The following is an 18,318-nucleotide window of genomic DNA, read 5'->3' on the forward strand; positions in this document are numbered from 1 at the left end:
ACTGAAAAAATGTGTTATTTCAAACTCATAAGCAAGAAAAAATAACTGATATCCCTCTTAAAATTAAGAAAAATTTGATCTTTTTTCTTCAAATACCCACGCTTCTGAAAACATTTCACCAAATTATTTCCTTTTAAAAACACTTTTTAAATATACAACTTAAATATACAATGCATTGATTTATAATGATAATGCTTCTTTCTTCATACTGAATACTCCCCAACATCGTAAGATTCTCTCATTTCAAATCCTTTGATCAAAATCATTCTCTTGCTCCATTACAAGTAAGGAAGATGGATAAAATGATTAAAGAAAAAACATCTCTTATAAACGCTCTCAAGGACTAAGAGCTTTCGTAAGATTAAGAGCTAAAATAATATAATGGTGCCAACCAGTACTTTATAAAATAAAGGTGGCACTCCCTAACAGCTTCTGCATTCATGAAAGCCCTTACATTATATTATTCACGGATAACATCGTAAAATGAATTCGAGCGTACTGAGAAACATTTACTTAAACAAGAAATGTAACAATACAATAATATTCTGTTTTGGTTTCTCTGCTTCGCATGAAAAACGCAACCCCATTAAAAAATGAGGGTAATAAAAGCGTGAAGAACTGGAACAGCTCCATGATAAAAAATATTGCTATGAACGCTTTTAAAAACGATAAAATCAAATAAAAAGATGGTAACGATAGACGCTCATTTTTACCTTTACGCTCCAAAATGAATCTGTGTTCTCATCAAAGATAAATAAAGCAGATATAATATTTTTCACTCTAATTGGGTATAACATCAAAACGACTCGTACAGTACAAAAACATTTTATTTTCTGTTACATGCTGCTGTATGAGATTTGACTGTCAAACAACATCAAAAACACGATCTTCTTAAATCCACACCCTTCATTTTAATATTGCGCAGACTTTAGAAAAAGCTTTATGGATCGATATCAATTTGAACCAGAATAGAACTGAGCATTTTGGAGTATACCGCTAAGCATTGCCCCCTTATACAAAGAATATTGCCCCTAAAATAAAAAAAGCAGCAAAAACTGAAAACGATAACGCCCCCGAACCAGAGCCAAAGGCGCTTCTGCTGGTCCCATAACAGAGATATTTTTTCCCGTGGCGCTGCTTAATGCAATGTACATATATCATATTTTGCTGCTTGGATGCTTATTCTGAATAATAAGAAGAGTTCAAGTAAAGCACCTTAAGCAAAGAGACCTTCGCTTTATGCGATACTGGTTTTAGAAAAAGCTTTGCGGATCAATATCAATTTGAACCCGAACGGAACTGGGCATTTTGGGTATACTACTAAGCATTACACGTATAAACCCTTGTATATCAAAAGAGCGCTGTCCTTTCAGCAAAAGCCGAAAACGATAACGCCCCCGAACCAAAGCCAAAGGCGCTTCTGCTGGTCCCATAACAAAGATATTTTTTTCCCGTGGTGCTGCTTGACGCAATGCGCGCGCATAATGTTCTGCTGCTTGGCGCTGTTGTGCCGACACAATCAAAGAGGCAAGCCGCCCATAGGGGGGCAAATGATAATGCTGACGTGCTGCAATCTCACGTGTGTAAAAATCTTCTGGCTGGCATGCAAGTAAGGCTTTGATGACCGGATGATCTGGTTGATAGGTTTGCAATAATCCTAAACTCTTCAATCCCACACGCCCTGCTCTTCCGGTAACTTGAGAAAGCAGCTGATAGGTACGTTCACTTGCGCGTAAATCGCCATTGGCAAGACCAAGATCAGCATCAATAACGCCAACCAAAGAGAGCTTGGGAAAATGATGTCCTTTAGCGACCAACTGTGTTCCAATAATAATGTCCACATCGCCATTGGCAATGGCTTGCAATTCGCTTCGCAACTGCCCAATTCCCCCTTTAAGATCTGTTGAAAGAATCAATGATCGTGCCTGTGGAAAAAGCATTTTTGTTTCTTCTGCAATTCTTTCCACACCCGGTCCACAAGCTACAAGATGATCTAAAGTTCCACATTCAGGACAGGCTTCAGGAAGCGGTTGATGATATCCACAATGATGACATTTCAGTTGCCCTTGCGCGCGATGTTCTACCAACCAACTTGAACAATCGTTACAATGAAAACGATGTCCGCAAATTCGGCATAAAGTTAAAGGTGCATAACCACGGCGATTAAGAAAAAGAAGAGCTTGTTCACCCTTATCAAGCGTTTGTTTTAAAGCTCTTTCAAGAGCAAAAGAAATAAAGCGCCCCTTTTGCACCCCTCCTTGACGCATATCAACCACCCGCAACTGTGGAAGTGCGACTTCTTTAAAACGGGATGGTAAATGCACCTTTTGATAACGCCCTTTTAAAACATTGGCTTGGCTTTCAATCGACGGTGTGGCTGAGGATAAAATAACAGGAAAATGCTCAAAAGAGCCCCGAGCAACTGCCATATCACGCGCATGATAAAAAATGCGCTCTTCTTGTTTATAAGCGCTATCATGTTCTTCATCGACAACAATCAAGCCAAGCTTAGGAAAGGGAAGAAAAAGCGCCGAACGAGCCCCAGCCACAACACGCACCCGCCCTTCTGCGACTTGCCGCCAGACGCGTTCTCTACGACGTGGCGTCAAATCAGAATGCCATTCTGCTGCCGCAGCGCCAAAGCGCGCATAAAAACGATCTAAAAACTGCTGAGTTAAAGCAATTTCCGGCAATAAAATTAAAACCTGCTTATCGCCTTTGAAGGCTTGAGAAACCGCCTCAAAATAAACTTCTGTCTTTCCAGATCCAGTCACACCATCAAGCAAAAAAACTTGAAACTGAGAAGATAAAACACCTTCCCGTAATACTGTTGCTGCTTCATTTTGCGCTCCCTGCAACTGAGGAGGACAAAAATCAGGATCAGGCATTTCCACAAGGTCAGGAGCAGGAACCATAACATCTTCGAAAACCCCTAGAGCTTTTAAACCTTCAACAACAGAAACCGAAGTTCCAGCCGCATGTGCCAGACCAGAACGTGTCCATATCTTCTCATTACGCACCAATTCCAAAACCCGCGATCGCGCTGGTGTGAGACGTTCTACATTTCCACCACAATATCGCAACCCCAGCATCTGCGCTTCCGGCTCTAAAGCAGCCGGTACAGACAAAACCAATCGCGCTACAAGACCAAAAGGTGCCATTGTATAGCGACTAACAAAACGCAAAAATGTGATCATTTCTGTCTTTAATGGGGGGCAATCAAAAACATGAAGAAGAAAGCGTAATTTTTCACGCGCCACAGGTGCAGCCCCTTGCCCATCGGCTCTCTTTTCTTCAACGTCCACAACAAAACCGCAAACTTCGCGTCCCATCACCGGAACCCGAACAAAAGACCCAACGTTCACCTCCATAGAAGATGGAACTTTATAACTATAAGGGTGAGCAACAGGAAGAGGAACCAATACGGATACAATCTTTTCCTCCATCATGTTTGAATTCATCTTTTTAACCAATCTACAACCCCTCTAGCACCAACAGGTCTATACGTTATCTTTAAATACTCTTAATTAAAATTCATTGCGGGATTCAATCTTTCCCTCCTATCACAGCACTTTTCTCACAAAAATTCTTTTAAACACTCATCCCATCATCAAAGCACCAACAAAAAACCAATCTCATCCTCTATAGCAAAAAAAACAGCGCCATTCTCCAGTGCAAATAAAGCCCATCACTATAAACATTCAACATGATATCGTAAGTATCCCCCTCCACAACACTATCCCATAGTGCAACTTATTCTTAACACAAAAACTTTTATTTTTTTTGCGCCTCATGTTTCAATTTAATCCTCAATAAACTGATTCATAAAGATAATTCACTTTTTGTATGTTGAATGAAAACCCCTCAATACGATAAATTTTTCTCATTTCAAACCCATCGAGGAACATTTGTAAATCTTTATTAATGAGAGAGAGTACGCCATGTTTTTGAGTACCGGTGGGATAATAGTGCGCAAAACCATCGCAATATTTGTCTTGGCAATATTTGTCTTGCTTCATGCCAAAGCGTGGAAACAATGCGTACATTTTTCAACCTAGTTGAAACTACGCAACAACAATACAAGCAATAAGCCGGTACCAACACACACCTTACCAGCTCGTGGATGTTGCCAACAAGCCCCTTGGCACTTAAAATGATTCATAAAAGGTATCTTCTCTTCTTTCTTGGACAGTTTCACTCTCCACGGCTTTTCCCGTTTGTCACCTGCAAGAAAATGATTTTTATTGATTCAACATCAAACAGGTTTAGAATGAGAGAATCTACGATATTCGGCGTTCTCATTCAACATACAAAAAGTGAATTATCTTTATGAATCAATGCAATGCAGTACAAAAGTATAGGGTTAAAAAATTGTTTATACAGATTTTTATTGTCAAAAGATCTTTCCAATGAAATTTCTAAGACATTAAACGCTATTTTAGCCCATTTTTCTCATCATCTTATGGAACTTCCAATGATCATAAATCAATTGAGGGTCCTCGCCACATTTCAAAAATGAAGATTCTTAACCCCGCCGATCTATAAATAATGTCCTGTACATAATGTTTTGTAAATAATCCTGCTTCCTAAACGGACTTACAACTTCTTTATGTGATTCATATCTCCCTCCTAAAGTAAGCTAATTTATAAGATACAGCTCCTTTCTCTAAATATTTATCAAACTCTCATACAAATCCACGCCCTTTTCGCAACGCAAACCATGAATGGTATAATGATAAATCCACTGATCACCACCATCTTTACGCTTCACAAAGGAGTAAACCAGCACCCATCACATACCTTGCCAGCTCATGAATGTTGCCCCCCCCTTAGCACTTGAAACAATTCATAAGAAGCATCTTGAGTACTTTCTGAAATACTTATTCCCCACATTCCTGCCCCTCTTATGACGTGCAAACAAGTGATTTTAATTGATTCAATATAAAGCAAAATACGTGATGAGAAAATCTTTCTGTCTTTGGCGTTATAATTCAAGTTAAACAATTATTTATCATTATAAATCAATATGTTGACCATATAAAATACTTCATGCGTAAAATTTTACATGCCTTCTTCAATGGTGTTTTATTACGACACAATGAATCCATTCGTTTTCATCAAAAATAAGGTTAAACGTACCGAAGGTATCTTATGATGCACACTCAAATATCAAGAGCAATCGCAAATAAGAAATGAGCAAAGTGTGTGATAATGCTAGCCTATTTTCATAAGTATAAAAATACCGCTACGCAAAAATGTTGGTACGCAATGAATTCTATACCTTATTACGAGCAACACTATGAAATGGGTGTGAAAACGATAAATCGTATTTCTTTACCGAAAACGAGTATATGATTAACATCATAGCATTCTTGTTCTTTACACAGATATTAATTCTTTCTCTTGCTTTTGCCGTCAACAATAGCGCATAACAAAAAATAGGATAAAAGCTAAAAAGAAGAGGTTAGATATGAAGTTTTTTGTGGATAGCGCCAATATCGAAGAAATTCAAGAGTTACAGAATTTAAGCCTTGTTGATGGTGTTACCACCAATCCCTCTCTTATCCTAAAATCAGGACGCAATATTCTTGATGTTACAAAAGAAATTTGTGCTCTCGTTAGCGGACCTGTTTCTGCTGAAGTTGCAGCAACTCAATTTGAAGACATGATGAAAGAAGCGGCTGTTTTAGCAAAGATTGCCGACAATATTTGTATCAAGCTTCCTTTAACACTTGATGGATTAAAAGCCTGTAAAGCCCTCACAGCAGCAGGACTAAAAACAAATCTCACCCTTTGTTTTTCTGCCAATCAAGCCTTATTAGCAGCAAAAGCAGGCGCGACATTCGTTTCACCTTTTATTGGGAGACTTGATGATTGCGGAAATAATGGAAGTGAACTGCTTCATGAAATACGCACAATTTATGATAACTATAACTTTGAAACACAAATCTTAGCCGCTTCAATCCGCACCGTTAATCATGTCAAAGAAGCAGCACTAAGCGGTGCTGACGTTGCAACAGTTCCACCAACAGTCTTAAAAGCCCTGGTCAAACATCCTCTCACCGATAAAGGATTGCAAATATTCCTCGACGACTGGAAAAAAACAGGACAAAATATTGTTTAATGGCTAGAAATTTTATTGGAAAGATCTTTTGAAAGTAACAAAAAGATCTGTTCAGCCAACTCTTCCGCGACACGTTTTTTTGCATCTTCTTCTGCTTGCAGCGTTGCATATTCTTGACGAAGGCGTTCAAAAGATGCATTCATCATTGCTGTTCCTTTTGCAACAGGCATATTTTTCATATCCTGCAAAGTATAAGAAGCTCTGCTCATAACAGTTCCAACAGAAGGTCGTCCCTCTCTCTTTCTATCATAATCAACCTCTATCTGCATCGATTCTCTTGTAAATACGGATGTCTGCAATGCTAATCGATAAGCCGGTAGAGAAGATTTACCCCCATTCCCATACAAAAGAAACAGTAAATGATTGCGCACCATTTGACCAAAACGATCTGAAGGTTCTTCCACAACAATAGAGGCGAGCTTTTGCGCAAGCCCCAAAGAAGCTTGCCCAGAAGAAGAATTCCCATAAGAAGCAGAATTCATCGCCATTGAACTCTGCGACTCCTGACGGTAAAGCGGCTCAACTTTGCATCCACACAACAGTGTGAATACACCAGCTAAAACGACAAGCAGAAAACTTTTAAAGAACGACATTCACAATCCTTTTTGGAACAACAATGATTTTTTTCACGGGCTTTTCAATCAGCTGCGCCTGTACGAAATCTAAAGCTAAAACCGCTTCTTTAATCATCGTCTCACTCGCTGTTGCTGCAACAGTCACCTCACCACGTTTTTTACCATTAATTTGCACCGGCAAAGTATAGCTTTCTTCAACGATTAATGCAGGATCATAAACAGGCCAAGCAAGCGTAGACATTAAAGTCTCTTCCCCTAAAGCCGCATGACATTCCTCTGCTAAATGAGGCATCATTGGTGCAATCATGGCAAGAAAAAAATCCATAGCTTGACGTAAAGAAGCTTTCATTTCATCGTCAACACTTTCTATCCTATTTAACAACGGTGCCATAATATTCAAGAATTCATAAAGGCGTGCAATAGCCCGATTAAAAGCGAATTTTTCCAAATCATCTTCTACAGCATAGAGCGTACGATGGGCTGCTTTTGAGAGTTCCAAAGCCGCTCCCTGATGCCCTGCACAAGGGGATATATCCTTTAAAACAGAAGCACTCAAAGCCACATGGCGCCAAACACGCTGGACAAAGCGATGAGCCCCTTCAACACCAGATTCTGTCCAGATAACATCCCGCTCGGGGGGAGAATCTGACAACACAAACCAGCGCACAGTATCAGCACCATAAGATGCAATAATATCGTCAGGATCAACAACATTCTTTTTTGATTTAGACATCTTCTCAATCAAACCAATCGTCACTTCACTTTGATCGGTTAATTTATAAGCCTGACGCTTTCCATCTTTTTCAACAATCGAAATTTCTGCTGGAGAAACCCAACCCTGTTCATCCCTATAGGTTTCATGCACCACCATCCCTTGCGTAAAAAGCCCCTTAAAAGGCTCATCAACCGTCACATAACCTAACAATTTCATGGCACGCATAAAAAAGCGCGCATAAAGAAGATGCAAAATCGCGTGCTCAATTCCACCAATATATTGTTGCACAGGCAACCATTCAGCGGTTGCGTGTTTGTCAACCGGTTCTGATGCAAAAGGAGCCGTAAAGCGTGCATAATACCAAGAAGAGTCAACAAATGTATCCATGGTATCGGTTTCACGTTTGGCAGGTTGACCACAGATCGGGCAAGCAACATTCTGCCATGTTTCATGCCGCGCAAGAGGATTTCCTGGTTGATCAAAAGTAATATCATCAGGTAATACAACCGGCAAATCAGCACGCGGAACAGGAACAACCCCACAAGTTGTACAATGGATCATGGGAATGGGGCACCCCCAATAACGTTGCCGTGAAATCCCCCAATCACGCAAACGAAATTGCACTGTTTTCTTCCCTTGCGGTTGCCCATTGAACATTTGTTTCTCAAGCCTTTTGGCTGCTTCTTCAAAGGCTTGTTGGGGTGTTAAACCATCCAAAAATCTAGAATTAATCATCACCCCATCACCAACATAAGGCGCTTCAGGTGTGACAAAATCTTCTTTCTCAACTCCTAAAGGCAAAACCACCGGTTTTATTGGAAGGTCATATTTACACGCAAAATCGAAATCTCTCTGATCATGAGCAGGACAACCAAAAACAACCCCTGTTCCATAGTCCATAAGCACAAAATTAGCGATATAAACGGGAATATGCACCGTTGAATCGAAAGGATGAACAGCCAAAAGGGGCGTGAGAAACCCTTGTTTTTCAGCTGTTTCAAGAGCTGCCGTTGTCGTTCCACCACACCGACAATTTTCAATAAAATCACTCAACGCTTTGTCTTTTTTTGCCAAAGCTTGTGCAATAGGATGATCAACAGACAGCGCTAAAAAGGAAGCACCAAAAAGTGTATCAGGGCGCGTTGAATAACAAACAACCTCATCAAATTTTTCACAAACATCACCAGCATCACCTGTCGACTTTAAAGCCCAACGAATCAGCAAACCTTGTGATTTTCCAATCCAATTTTTTTGCATGGTGCGAACTTTTTCAGGCCATTGGTTCAGCTCTTCAAGCCCAGCCAAGAGATCTTCACTAAAGTCGCTAATTTTGAAAAACCACTGGGTCAACTCACGTTGTTCCACCAACGCACCAGAACGCCATCCCCGTCCATCAACAACCTGTTCATTGGCCAAAACAGTATGATCAACAGGGTCCCAATTCACCTTAGCCACTTTACGCGCCACCAATCCCTTTTGATAAAAATCCAGGAACAACATTTGTTGGCGGTGGTAATATTCCACATCACAAGTTGCAAATTCACGCGCCCAATCGAGTGAGAGCCCTAATTGTTTTAATTGCCCGCGCATGACCGCAATATTTTGATAAGTCCAAGTTTTAGGATGCACTTTATTTTGCATAGCAGCATTTTCAGCCGGCATCCCAAAAGCGTCCCACCCCATGGGATGAAGCACATTAAACCCCTTTGCGCGTTTATAGCGTGCAACCACATCTCCCATGGCATAATTGCGCACATGCCCCATGTGAATACGGCCAGAAGGGTAAGGAAACATCTCTAAAACATAATATTTTTCACGAGCATCTTCTTGGACAGTCTGAAAAATTTTCTTTTCATCCCAAATTTCTTGCCATTTTTTTTCTCTCGCACGTGGATTATAGCGTTCGCCTATCTTATAATGCTCAATCGTCATTCCCATTATACTCTTTTAATAAAACAGAACCAAAAACTTGTTTTATTATGCTTGATCATGGATTAACCTCATCGTCAACATTTTCGTGAAATATTTCCCTAAGTATTTTATAAAACTTTAAAAAAAACGACCAACTCTTGAACAACAACGATAAAGCACAAACATATGAAGATACAAACTCCCCTTGATGCCCCTTCCATTGAATCATGGCAAAACCTTCAAAAAGATATTGCAGCAATATGCCAAGAGTTACAACGCCCTGTAGAAGAAATTGAACTTATCGCTGTTTCAAAAACTGTTTCTGCTATTGATATACGACCCCTTTTGCAAGCAGGACAATCTTTGTTTGCAGAAAACCGTGTACAAGAAGCAGCACAAAAATGGCCTGCTTTACGTCAACAATTTGAAAATATTAAACTTCATCTCATCGGCCCCCTACAGTCCAATAAAGCTGCTGAAGCCGTAAAGATTTTTGATGTCATTCAAACGGTTGATCGTGCAAAAATAGCCAAAGTTTTGATGGAGGAAATGCAAAAGCAAAAAAGGCATCTTCCCTGCTATGTTCAGGTTAACATTGGCTTAGAACCGCAAAAAAGTGGTATCGCACCACAAGAAGCTATATCTTTTGTCAACCAATGCAAAAACAACTATGGACTTGATATCATCGGACTTATGGGCATTCCCCCTGTCGATGAAAACCCCGGCCCCTATTTCGCGCTCTTAGCAAAATTAGCAAAACAAGCAGGTCTTCCAAAGCTTTCCATGGGTATGTCCAGTGACTTCAAAACCGCTCTACAGTTTGACTCTAACGTCCTTCGCATTGGCTCTGCTTTATTTGGAAAACGCCCTGTGTAAAGCAATTCCCTCTCATATAAATTCACTCCCCCTTCATATAAATTCCCATTGAAAATTCTACGAACAAGCCCAAAACAGCAGAAATGAGAAAAAATATTTCCTTCAATATCAATAAAAGAGCAATTCTAGCAAAAAAGATTCCAGTCCCTCTTTCATCCTGTTAGCAAAATAAGCAAAAAAGCTGGTCTTCTCAAATTTCTTACCGGCACATCCACAACACATACAATAGCTTCAAGATAGCGTTACAATTTGGCTCTCATATTCTCGCACATTAGCTCTACTTTACTCCCCTCTGACCGCCTCTCCAGCAAAAGCAACGTAAAAAATAAATCCTTATATAAAGGCAAAATGATAAGAGGGGCGTTGCGCATGAATGAAAAAACTGTCGCGAAATAAATAATTACAAAAGAATATTTAATAAGATCATCGCAATGATCTCCATTAAAAACCACGAATTCTCTTAACTTCCCCAACACGCGCACACAATTTCCCCATATGCCAATGGCGTAAAGTAGATAAAAAAAGCTTATGGCTGCATAATACAGTAACAAAACTCTTTCATGTAAGCCACTTGAGCAAAATAAACATCTCAAATACCCAATAGAGCACCAAGAACCGCGCTAAACAACATGATAGCAATCTATAAGGTCCAACGATAGCATAGAGACTTTCTATGCTCTACAAAGCGTAAAATACGGTCAATATCCGCCTGAAAAATAAAAGAACGAATCCCACGCATGTGCGCATAATACATGCAAGAAAAACAATAGCAACAAAGCAGATTTCAATAACGATATCTCTTTATATTTCTCGTAAACAAATAGAAAAAATTCAACTTTTCATATGCGCAATTTTTCTGATTTTAAACTTTAATTAAGGAAAAACAGGGAATATTTCTTATATTTTAAAATATTGTAAATAATATTATTATCTTCTTAAGAAGAAGATTTCATGTATACATATTATAGTTATTATTTATACAGTATTTTTATTGTTATTTTTAAAGTTTATCTTTGACATTTCTCTAAAAATACGCGATAGCCATTTGAAATGTATCATTGTGATACTACTTTTAATGTAGATAATTAAGAAGAATTAATATGTTTGGTTCATTCAACACATTCGGTCATATGGCGACAAAGCCTTCTTTTGGTCATTCGCACAATTCAAGACCTACTCATGGAAATGCATGTAGTCCTGGTGCTTTTATGTCTCACATGAATGCACGTGGCAGCGAAGTAGGATTTCCGGCAGGAGTAGTTGGTGCAATTCAAGGTGGTATAACTGGGGGACCAGTAGGTGCATTTACAGGTGGAATGGGAGCTTTGTCATTGGGATACATAGGAGGTGCTGCTTGGGGCTTTATAGAAAAAGGTCGTGAGTGTTGGTTCTAATTTATAGAGAATAGCGACAAAGATATCTCTGAAATTAATAGTTTTGTAAGTATACTTGAAAGAATATACCAAAGTTAAATATCTACATCTATGGATAAAATATTTTTCAGGGATATCTATTGCGGATCACCTCTTATAATCAGGATTTTGTTATAATGAATATTCTTTATGAAATCATAAGACTGTTTTGCATTCTCATTGTCGTTATCCCTATATATGCTATTGGTTTAAAAAAAATTGGTGGCTACAGTTGGAAACTATCTATAAAAATAGCCTCATTGTCAGTTATTGTGTTTTTTATTCTTGATAGTTTGTGTAGATATTTCGGTTTATATTAATATTTATTGGATGAGTTCCAAGTACACTGAAAAAATAATTTTCAGAGGTATCTATTGATATCACATACTATAACTAGGATTTTGTTATAATGGATATTCACTATGAAATTGTAAGAATGTTTTGCATGTTAATTATAATTACTCCTATAATTGCCATTTCTTTTAAAATATTCAATGGCGTAGGTTGGAGATTGTCTATTATAATGGCATTATCGTCATTTATTATGTTCTTTATTTCTAATTTTTTGCGTAGATATTTTGGTTTATATTAATATTTAGTAAATTTATTCTTTTAAAAAGCATTCTCATTCCCTCTCCTTTATAGGGGTATGTTTTTAATATCTTTATGCTTTTATAAAAAGCTCTATACCGCAATAGCCTTTGCCATATTTGAATATCCTAAAAGCATAAAATACTCTCTTAAAGACAAACGTATCAGATTTAAAAATTGACTATTCTAATCTTTGTCATTTAGTCTAACCTCATAATGAAAAGCTTTTGGGAAAACTCTGCCAAAATATAACCATACAAAAATACAGAGGCAGATTTTTCTAAACAATAAAATGAGGGAAACATGACCGAAAAAATTTATCCAATATCAGAAGAGATCAAAAAAAATACTTTACTCGATGAGGAAACTTATCAACAATGGTATCGAGAAAGCATCGATGATCCAGAAAGCTTCTGGGCAAAACATGGTCAACGCATTGAATGGTTTAAAGCTTTTACAAAAGTAAAAAACACTTCTTTTAACGGAGATGTATCGATTCAATGGTATGAAGATGGGATAACAAATGTAGCTTATAATTGCATTGATCGCCACCTGAAAACCCATGGAGACAAAATCGCGCTCATTTGGGAAGGGGATAATCCTTATCATGATAAAAAAATAACCTATAACGAACTTTATGAACATGTTTGTCGTTTTGCTAATCTTTTGAAAAGTCGTGGCATTAAGAAAGGCGATAAAGTAACCATTTATCTCCCCATGATACCCGAAGCAGCCTATGCCATGCTTGCCTGCGCCCGCATTGGAGCCATTCATTCGGTTATCTTTGCAGGCTTTTCTGCTGAAGCAATAGCAGGACGCCTTGTTGACTGTGAATCAACCTTTATGATTACCGCTGATCACGGCTTGCGTGGCGGCAAACGGATTAACTTAAAAGACAACGTTGACCATGCCATTGAGATAGCCGCGCGCCAAAATGTGCATGTGGACCAAGTCATGGTTATACGGCGAACTTGTGGCCCCATTCAATGGGTAGAGGGGCGTGATTTTTGGTACCACGAAGAGATAGCTCATACCCAAAGAGACTGTCCAGCAGAACCCATGAATGCTGAAGATCCACTTTTTATTCTTTATACTTCAGGCTCAACCGGCAAACCCAAAGGTGTTTTGCATACCACAGCAGGCTATCTTATTTTTGCCTCGATAACTCACCAATATGTTTTTGATTACCACCCCGATGAAGTTTACTGGTGCACAGCTGATATTGGTTGGATAACCGGTCATTCTTACTTGGTTTATGGACCTTTATGCAATGGTGCGACCACTTTAATGTTTGAAGGCACACCAACCTTTCCTGACAAAGGCAGATTCTGGGAAATTGTCGACAAGCATCAAGTCAATACACTCTATACCGCACCAACAGCTATCCGCGCCTTAATGGGAGCAGGAAATTCGTTTGTTGAACACTCAGACAGAACATCGTTGCGTCTTTTAGGCACAGTAGGAGAACCTATTAACCCAGAAGCATGGGAATGGTTTTATCATATAATTGGAAATGACCGTTGTCCGATTCTCGATACATGGTGGCAAACAGAAACAGGGGGGCATATGATCACGCCCCTGCCCGGTGCAACCCCCCTCAAAGCAGGATCGGCCACACGTCCTTTCTTTGGTGTTCAACCCCAAATTGTTGATGCCCAAGGCAATGTTTTAGAAGGTGAAGCAGAAGGCAATCTTTGTATCAGTGATTCATGGCCCGGACAAATGCGCACACTTTATAAGAATCATGAACGCTTTATTCAAACTTATTTTTCCTCCTATAAAGGAAAATATTTTTCAGGCGATAGCTGTAAGCGCGATAGTGACGGCTATTATTGGATCACAGGACGGGTTGATGACATACTCAATGTCTCGGGGCACAGGTTAGGAACCGCTGAAATTGAATCAGCCCTTGTTTCTCATCCCTCTGTATCAGAAGCAGCTATTGTGGGTTACCCGCATCCCATTAAAGGACAAGGAATTTATAGTTTTGTGACCCTCATGGAAGGAACAGCGCCAAGTGAAGAATTGCAAAAAGACCTTATCAAGCATGTGAGACAAGAAATAGGTTCTATTGCCATATTGGATAAAATTCAGTTTGCTCCGCAGCTTCCCAAAACACGATCAGGGAAAATTATGAGACGTATTTTACGAAAAATCGCTGAAAACGATTTTGATACTCTCGGAGATATTTCAACCCTTGCCGAACCACAAGTTGTTGAAGATCTGATTGCCAACCGACAAAACTAAAAAACACGACGAAATACAACATACGGTGGTTTTTGTTTTTTGCTAAAATTATCTCAGCATTATTACGAAAACCACCGAGGATAATAAAAAACAAAACAATTCATGAAAAGCTCAATCATTCTAACAACAAACGCTTTTCTTCATGAGAGGTAAGAAATAATTTAAGCCAAAACCTGAGGATTGGGATACGAACAAGAATAAGAAAGTAAGATAAAAAGAGCAATATAGCTTTTTAAAATCACCCAATGTCCACTCAGTGCAAAAAAACCTCTGAGTAAGAAGGAAAAATAGTTCTGATGTTTATGCTAGAATCACTTTGAAATTCCTGCTAAAATCATAAACAAAGCTAAAAAAAGAAAGTATAAGTGATAATATTCTTGAGCAAAAATATTTATCTATAACGAGGGTGTATAAAAAATATTAAAAACCATGAAATCTAAAATAAGCAAGCTTACAACAAAAATCTAAAGCAATGAAAGTAAGAGTTCTTAGAATAAATGATGCAATATAAAATCAGGAGTAATAATAAAAAGTGATTCATTTTGAAAATGTCGGCCTACGCTATGGAATGGGCCCTGAGGTCCTTCGTGATATTAGCTTTCATATTCCTCCTGGATCATTTCAATTTCTCACAGGTGCCTCTGGAGCAGGGAAAACGTCGCTGATGCGTCTTATGTTTTTGGCACTCAAACCCACCCGCGGTCATATTGATCTCTTTGGAACAGACACAGCATTGCTCAAACGACAAGAGCTCCCTGCGCTACGACAACGTATCGGTGTAGTTTTTCAAGATTTTCGTCTCCTTGATCACATGACCACTTATGAAAATGTTTCCTTGCCTTTACGCATAAAAGGACAAGAAGAAGCAACCTATCGCAGTGAAGTGGAAGATCTTCTCTGTTGGGTAGGTCTGGGAGATCACATTCATGTTTTACCACCGGTTCTTTCCGGCGGAGAAAAACAAAGGGTAGCCATTGCACGCGCGCTCATTGACCAGCCTGAAATCCTCCTTGCGGATGAACCAACAGGAAATGTCGACCCCCCCTTGGCAAAACGCCTACTCCGTTTGTTTATTGAATTAAATCGTTTTGGAACAGCTGTTATCATTGCCACCCATGATATTGCCTTAATGGAACAAGTTGCAGCACGGCGTATGCTTCTCCATAATGGACGGATGACGATTCATGAATAAGTCTTTCCCCATTTTTACAAGTAATAAAAAAAACACAACAGCGATTATTCCCAGTAGCAATATTTCTGGAAAAGCGCTGGTTGCAGTGATTGCAATTATGACATTTCTCTCAAGTCTCACCTTAATCGGTGTTGATTTAGTCCAACATGCCGCCCAAAATTGGAGTAATCAGATTAGCTATGAAGCAACAATACAAATACGCCCCGTTGACAATGTTGATATCAACAAAGCACTCCGTGATGCCGTACAATTGGTTAAAACATTTTCTGGTGTACAAGATGCAAAAATTGTTGACCAAAAAGCTACAGAAAAATTACTAGAGCCATGGCTTGGAACAGGCTTCAATATCAATGAACTTCCCCTTCCCCGCCTCATCATTGTGACTCTGAAAAGAGATGAAAAAATCAATTTTGCTGCCATCAATCATGCCATTAAAACTCAAATTCCAGGCGGTCAATTTGATGATCACCGTGTTTGGGTCCATCGTTTTGCGACCATGGCATACACCACGGTTTTTATCGGTTTTTCAATTTTAGCATTGGTTCTAGGCTCTCTAATCCTCACCATCATTTTTGCCACCCGCAATGCATTGGCAGAAAATACCCATATTATTAATGTGCTATATTTTCTTGGCACTGAAACCCTTTTCATTGCGCGTCAATTTGATTGGCATTTTTTTAAAACGGCACTGCGCGGTGCTTTATATGGTGGTTTCACAAGCATCTTTCTGTTTTCAGCCTTTTGTCTCTGGACAAATTATAACTTGGGAAGAGCAGAAGCCAGCCAAATAACGGCTTTATTAGGACATATTTCCATAAGTTCCGTTCCTTATGGCAAAATCACTCTGCTTATTATTTTCGTTTCTTTTCTCACCACCCTTACAAATCGCATGACTATTTTAGCGCAACTGAAAAAAATCGATCAATGTGAAAACGGTTTATTTTAATTTATGACTCACAACACTTTCAACTCATTGACGCAAAACAATTTAGAACGTCCTCTTCCAAAACGGCCCCACTATAATAGTTGGTCTCCATGGCTTTTATTTCGCTATTTTCCACCAACAACCCTTACTCTTGCAATCACTGTTTTCATTTTCTGGGGCGGTTTTATTATTTTTTCTGAAAAAACCGAACGACTTGTCCCCCCAACGCCTCTCCCCAAAGCGGATGCCATTATCGTGCTTACAGGCGGAGAAAACCGAATAGAGACAGGACTTCATCTCTTACAAAAGGGGCTTGGTTCACGACTCCTCATCAGTGGTGTAAACACCACAACCAACCTGAAGAGTTTCATGCATAACATGCATATTACCCCACGGCTTATCTCCTGTTGTATTGACATTGGGCATCAAGCGATTAACACCAGAGGAAACGCCGAAGAAAGCGCCGCTTGGATCAAAAAGCATCACTATAAAACCCTTTATATCGTCACCCATGATTACCATGTGTGGCGCTCGATGCGTGAACTTAAATATCTCATGCCTGATATCCATTTCATTGCTTATCCTGTGAAGAAGAGCAAAGCTGAAAGCACAATACAACAGATCAGGCAAGCCCGCATTCTCATATTCCAATATATTAAAACACTGCAAGTCTATATCAGAACCGCCTTCTGACCTTTATTCTTGTGACTTTAAACCTTGCCACCCTCTGACTGCTTTACCCTTCTCTCCATACCTTTCCACACGAATTACCGCCATAAAAGCACGCCAGAACTTCTCCCCATACAAAGCACAACGCCCCGATACACGTGTCACTGTCTTGCACATTCACCAAAAAACATCTCTTACATCCCAAACTTGATCTCACAACACGTGATCTATCTAATGCCATCCCCAATATAGAAGACAGCTCTTGTAAATAGAGCCCCTAGACAGCCATAGGATCTACAGACTTGTCATAAAAATCTATTTATACCACTGTCTTACCCTTCATAAAAAATGCAAACCGCCCCACCCTATATTTTGCCGCCTCTCAAGTATTACGATTGCTCTTAAACCTCTTGGGATGATTGGTAAGAGGCATACATTACGCCTTTCTTAAACACGAACATACCAACCTCATATGACATGCAAGGCAGTCATTTTAAAAGCCTAAAAGTAAGAAAATTTATGATCCTTAGAATTCTTGTTCAAGAGAGAGAACGTTAAACAGTCATTATAAATCAATATATTAAAAACAATCTCTTCATTCTACAAAGCGTCTTCATAAAAGCATTTTAGATCACAGATAGGAATAAGTTCAAAACGAACACTGCCACGAACATCCCACACTTTTTATAGCAATATATTTTGCATAAATCATTTCGCTCTCTAAGATCACTTTTTGTCTGGTTTCCTCCCCAAAAAAGAACGAAAATTTTTAAACTCTATCGATCTGTAAACAATAACAATCCAGATTCTTGTCTAACGCGTTCTCCCTGCTCACTTCAATATCAGAACACCTCAAAGGACAGATTTCATGAAAATTGTCATGTCCTCTCAACATCTCAAAGGACGATGATTCCTATCAGCAACGATTTGTAAACAATCCACTTTCTCTGGACAAGTTCCTCTCAGCGTCCCCATTTATATGGTTTACTCACATAAAGCTCGACAAGAAAACCCTGCCTGAGAATATTCATCACTGCCGCTAAAGCTCATGCGTCATAATTTTAGCGACCTCACTGCCTAA

The 18,318-nt window shown here is 39.2% G+C and carries 12 protein-coding genes; 7 read left to right on the forward strand and 5 right to left on the reverse strand.

Features of this window, described 5'->3' with window-relative positions:
- Positions 1-1,031: 1,031 nt before the first annotated feature.
- Both ACFIM8_RS03490 and ACFIM8_RS03495 read right to left on the reverse strand, forming a co-directional pair.
- The gene (locus tag ACFIM8_RS03490) at positions 1,032-1,154 is read right to left on the reverse strand and encodes a hypothetical protein (protein ID WP_375614522.1); all 123 of its coding nucleotides are present in this window, start codon (positions 1,152-1,154) and stop codon (positions 1,032-1,034) included.
- Positions 1,155-1,253: 99 nt separating this feature from the next.
- Entirely contained in the window at positions 1,254-3,461 is a 2,208-nt protein-coding gene (locus tag ACFIM8_RS03495) for a primosomal protein N' (RefSeq protein WP_375614527.1), read from the reverse strand.
- 2,009 nt (positions 3,462-5,470) lie between these two features.
- On the opposite strand from ACFIM8_RS03495, the gene fsa reads away from it, so the two are divergent.
- Entirely contained in the window at positions 5,471-6,124 is a 654-nt protein-coding gene (fsa, locus tag ACFIM8_RS03500) for a fructose-6-phosphate aldolase (protein WP_375608607.1), read from the forward strand.
- Here fsa and ACFIM8_RS03505 read toward each other — a convergent pair.
- On the reverse strand, positions 6,121-6,717 hold the full coding sequence (locus ACFIM8_RS03505; RefSeq protein WP_375606588.1) for a hypothetical protein: 597 nt from the start codon (positions 6,715-6,717) through the stop codon (positions 6,121-6,123). The two genes, fsa and ACFIM8_RS03505, sit on opposite strands and share 4 nt — an antisense overlap.
- Entirely contained in the window at positions 6,704-9,346 is a 2,643-nt protein-coding gene (leuS, locus tag ACFIM8_RS03510; RefSeq protein ID WP_375614528.1) for a leucine--tRNA ligase, read from the reverse strand. The genes ACFIM8_RS03505 and leuS overlap by 14 nt, the downstream gene beginning before the upstream one ends.
- 165 nt (positions 9,347-9,511) lie before the next feature.
- Between leuS and ACFIM8_RS03515 the strand changes: the two genes are divergently transcribed.
- The 6 genes from ACFIM8_RS03515 (at position 9,512) to ACFIM8_RS03540 (ending at position 17,261) form a co-directional block, all read left to right on the forward strand.
- Positions 9,512-10,201, forward strand: coding sequence for a YggS family pyridoxal phosphate-dependent enzyme (locus ACFIM8_RS03515; RefSeq protein WP_375606590.1), 690 nt, complete (start codon positions 9,512-9,514; stop codon positions 10,199-10,201).
- Positions 10,202-11,301: 1,100 nt separating this feature from the next.
- The gene (locus ACFIM8_RS03520; RefSeq protein ID WP_375606591.1) at positions 11,302-11,595 is read left to right on the forward strand and encodes a hypothetical protein; all 294 of its coding nucleotides are present in this window, start codon (positions 11,302-11,304) and stop codon (positions 11,593-11,595) included.
- Positions 11,596-12,507: 912 nt separating this feature from the next.
- Entirely contained in the window at positions 12,508-14,451 is a 1,944-nt protein-coding gene (gene acs / locus ACFIM8_RS03525) for an acetate--CoA ligase (protein ID WP_375606592.1), read from the forward strand.
- Between the two features lie 532 nt (positions 14,452-14,983).
- Positions 14,984-15,643, forward strand: a complete 660-nt coding sequence (gene ftsE / locus ACFIM8_RS03530; protein ID WP_273723097.1) for a cell division ATP-binding protein FtsE — start codon at positions 14,984-14,986, stop codon at positions 15,641-15,643.
- Complete coding sequence (locus tag ACFIM8_RS03535; RefSeq protein ID WP_375606593.1) at positions 15,636-16,589, forward strand: cell division protein FtsX; 954 nt, start codon at positions 15,636-15,638, stop codon at positions 16,587-16,589. The genes ftsE and ACFIM8_RS03535 overlap by 8 nt, the downstream gene beginning before the upstream one ends.
- Positions 16,590-16,592: 3 nt before the next feature.
- Entirely contained in the window at positions 16,593-17,261 is a 669-nt protein-coding gene (locus tag ACFIM8_RS03540) for a YdcF family protein (RefSeq protein ID WP_375606594.1), read from the forward strand.
- A gap of 3 nt (positions 17,262-17,264) precedes the next feature.
- Here the strand turns inward: ACFIM8_RS03540 and ACFIM8_RS03545 are convergent, their stop codons facing one another.
- On the reverse strand, positions 17,265-17,402 hold the full coding sequence (locus tag ACFIM8_RS03545) for a hypothetical protein (protein WP_375614523.1): 138 nt from the start codon (positions 17,400-17,402) through the stop codon (positions 17,265-17,267).
- Between the last annotated feature and the right edge of the window lie 916 nt (positions 17,403-18,318).

The organism is Bartonella sp. AC535YNZD, from assembly GCF_042196625.1.
GTDB lineage: Bacteria > Pseudomonadota > Alphaproteobacteria > Rhizobiales > Rhizobiaceae > Bartonella.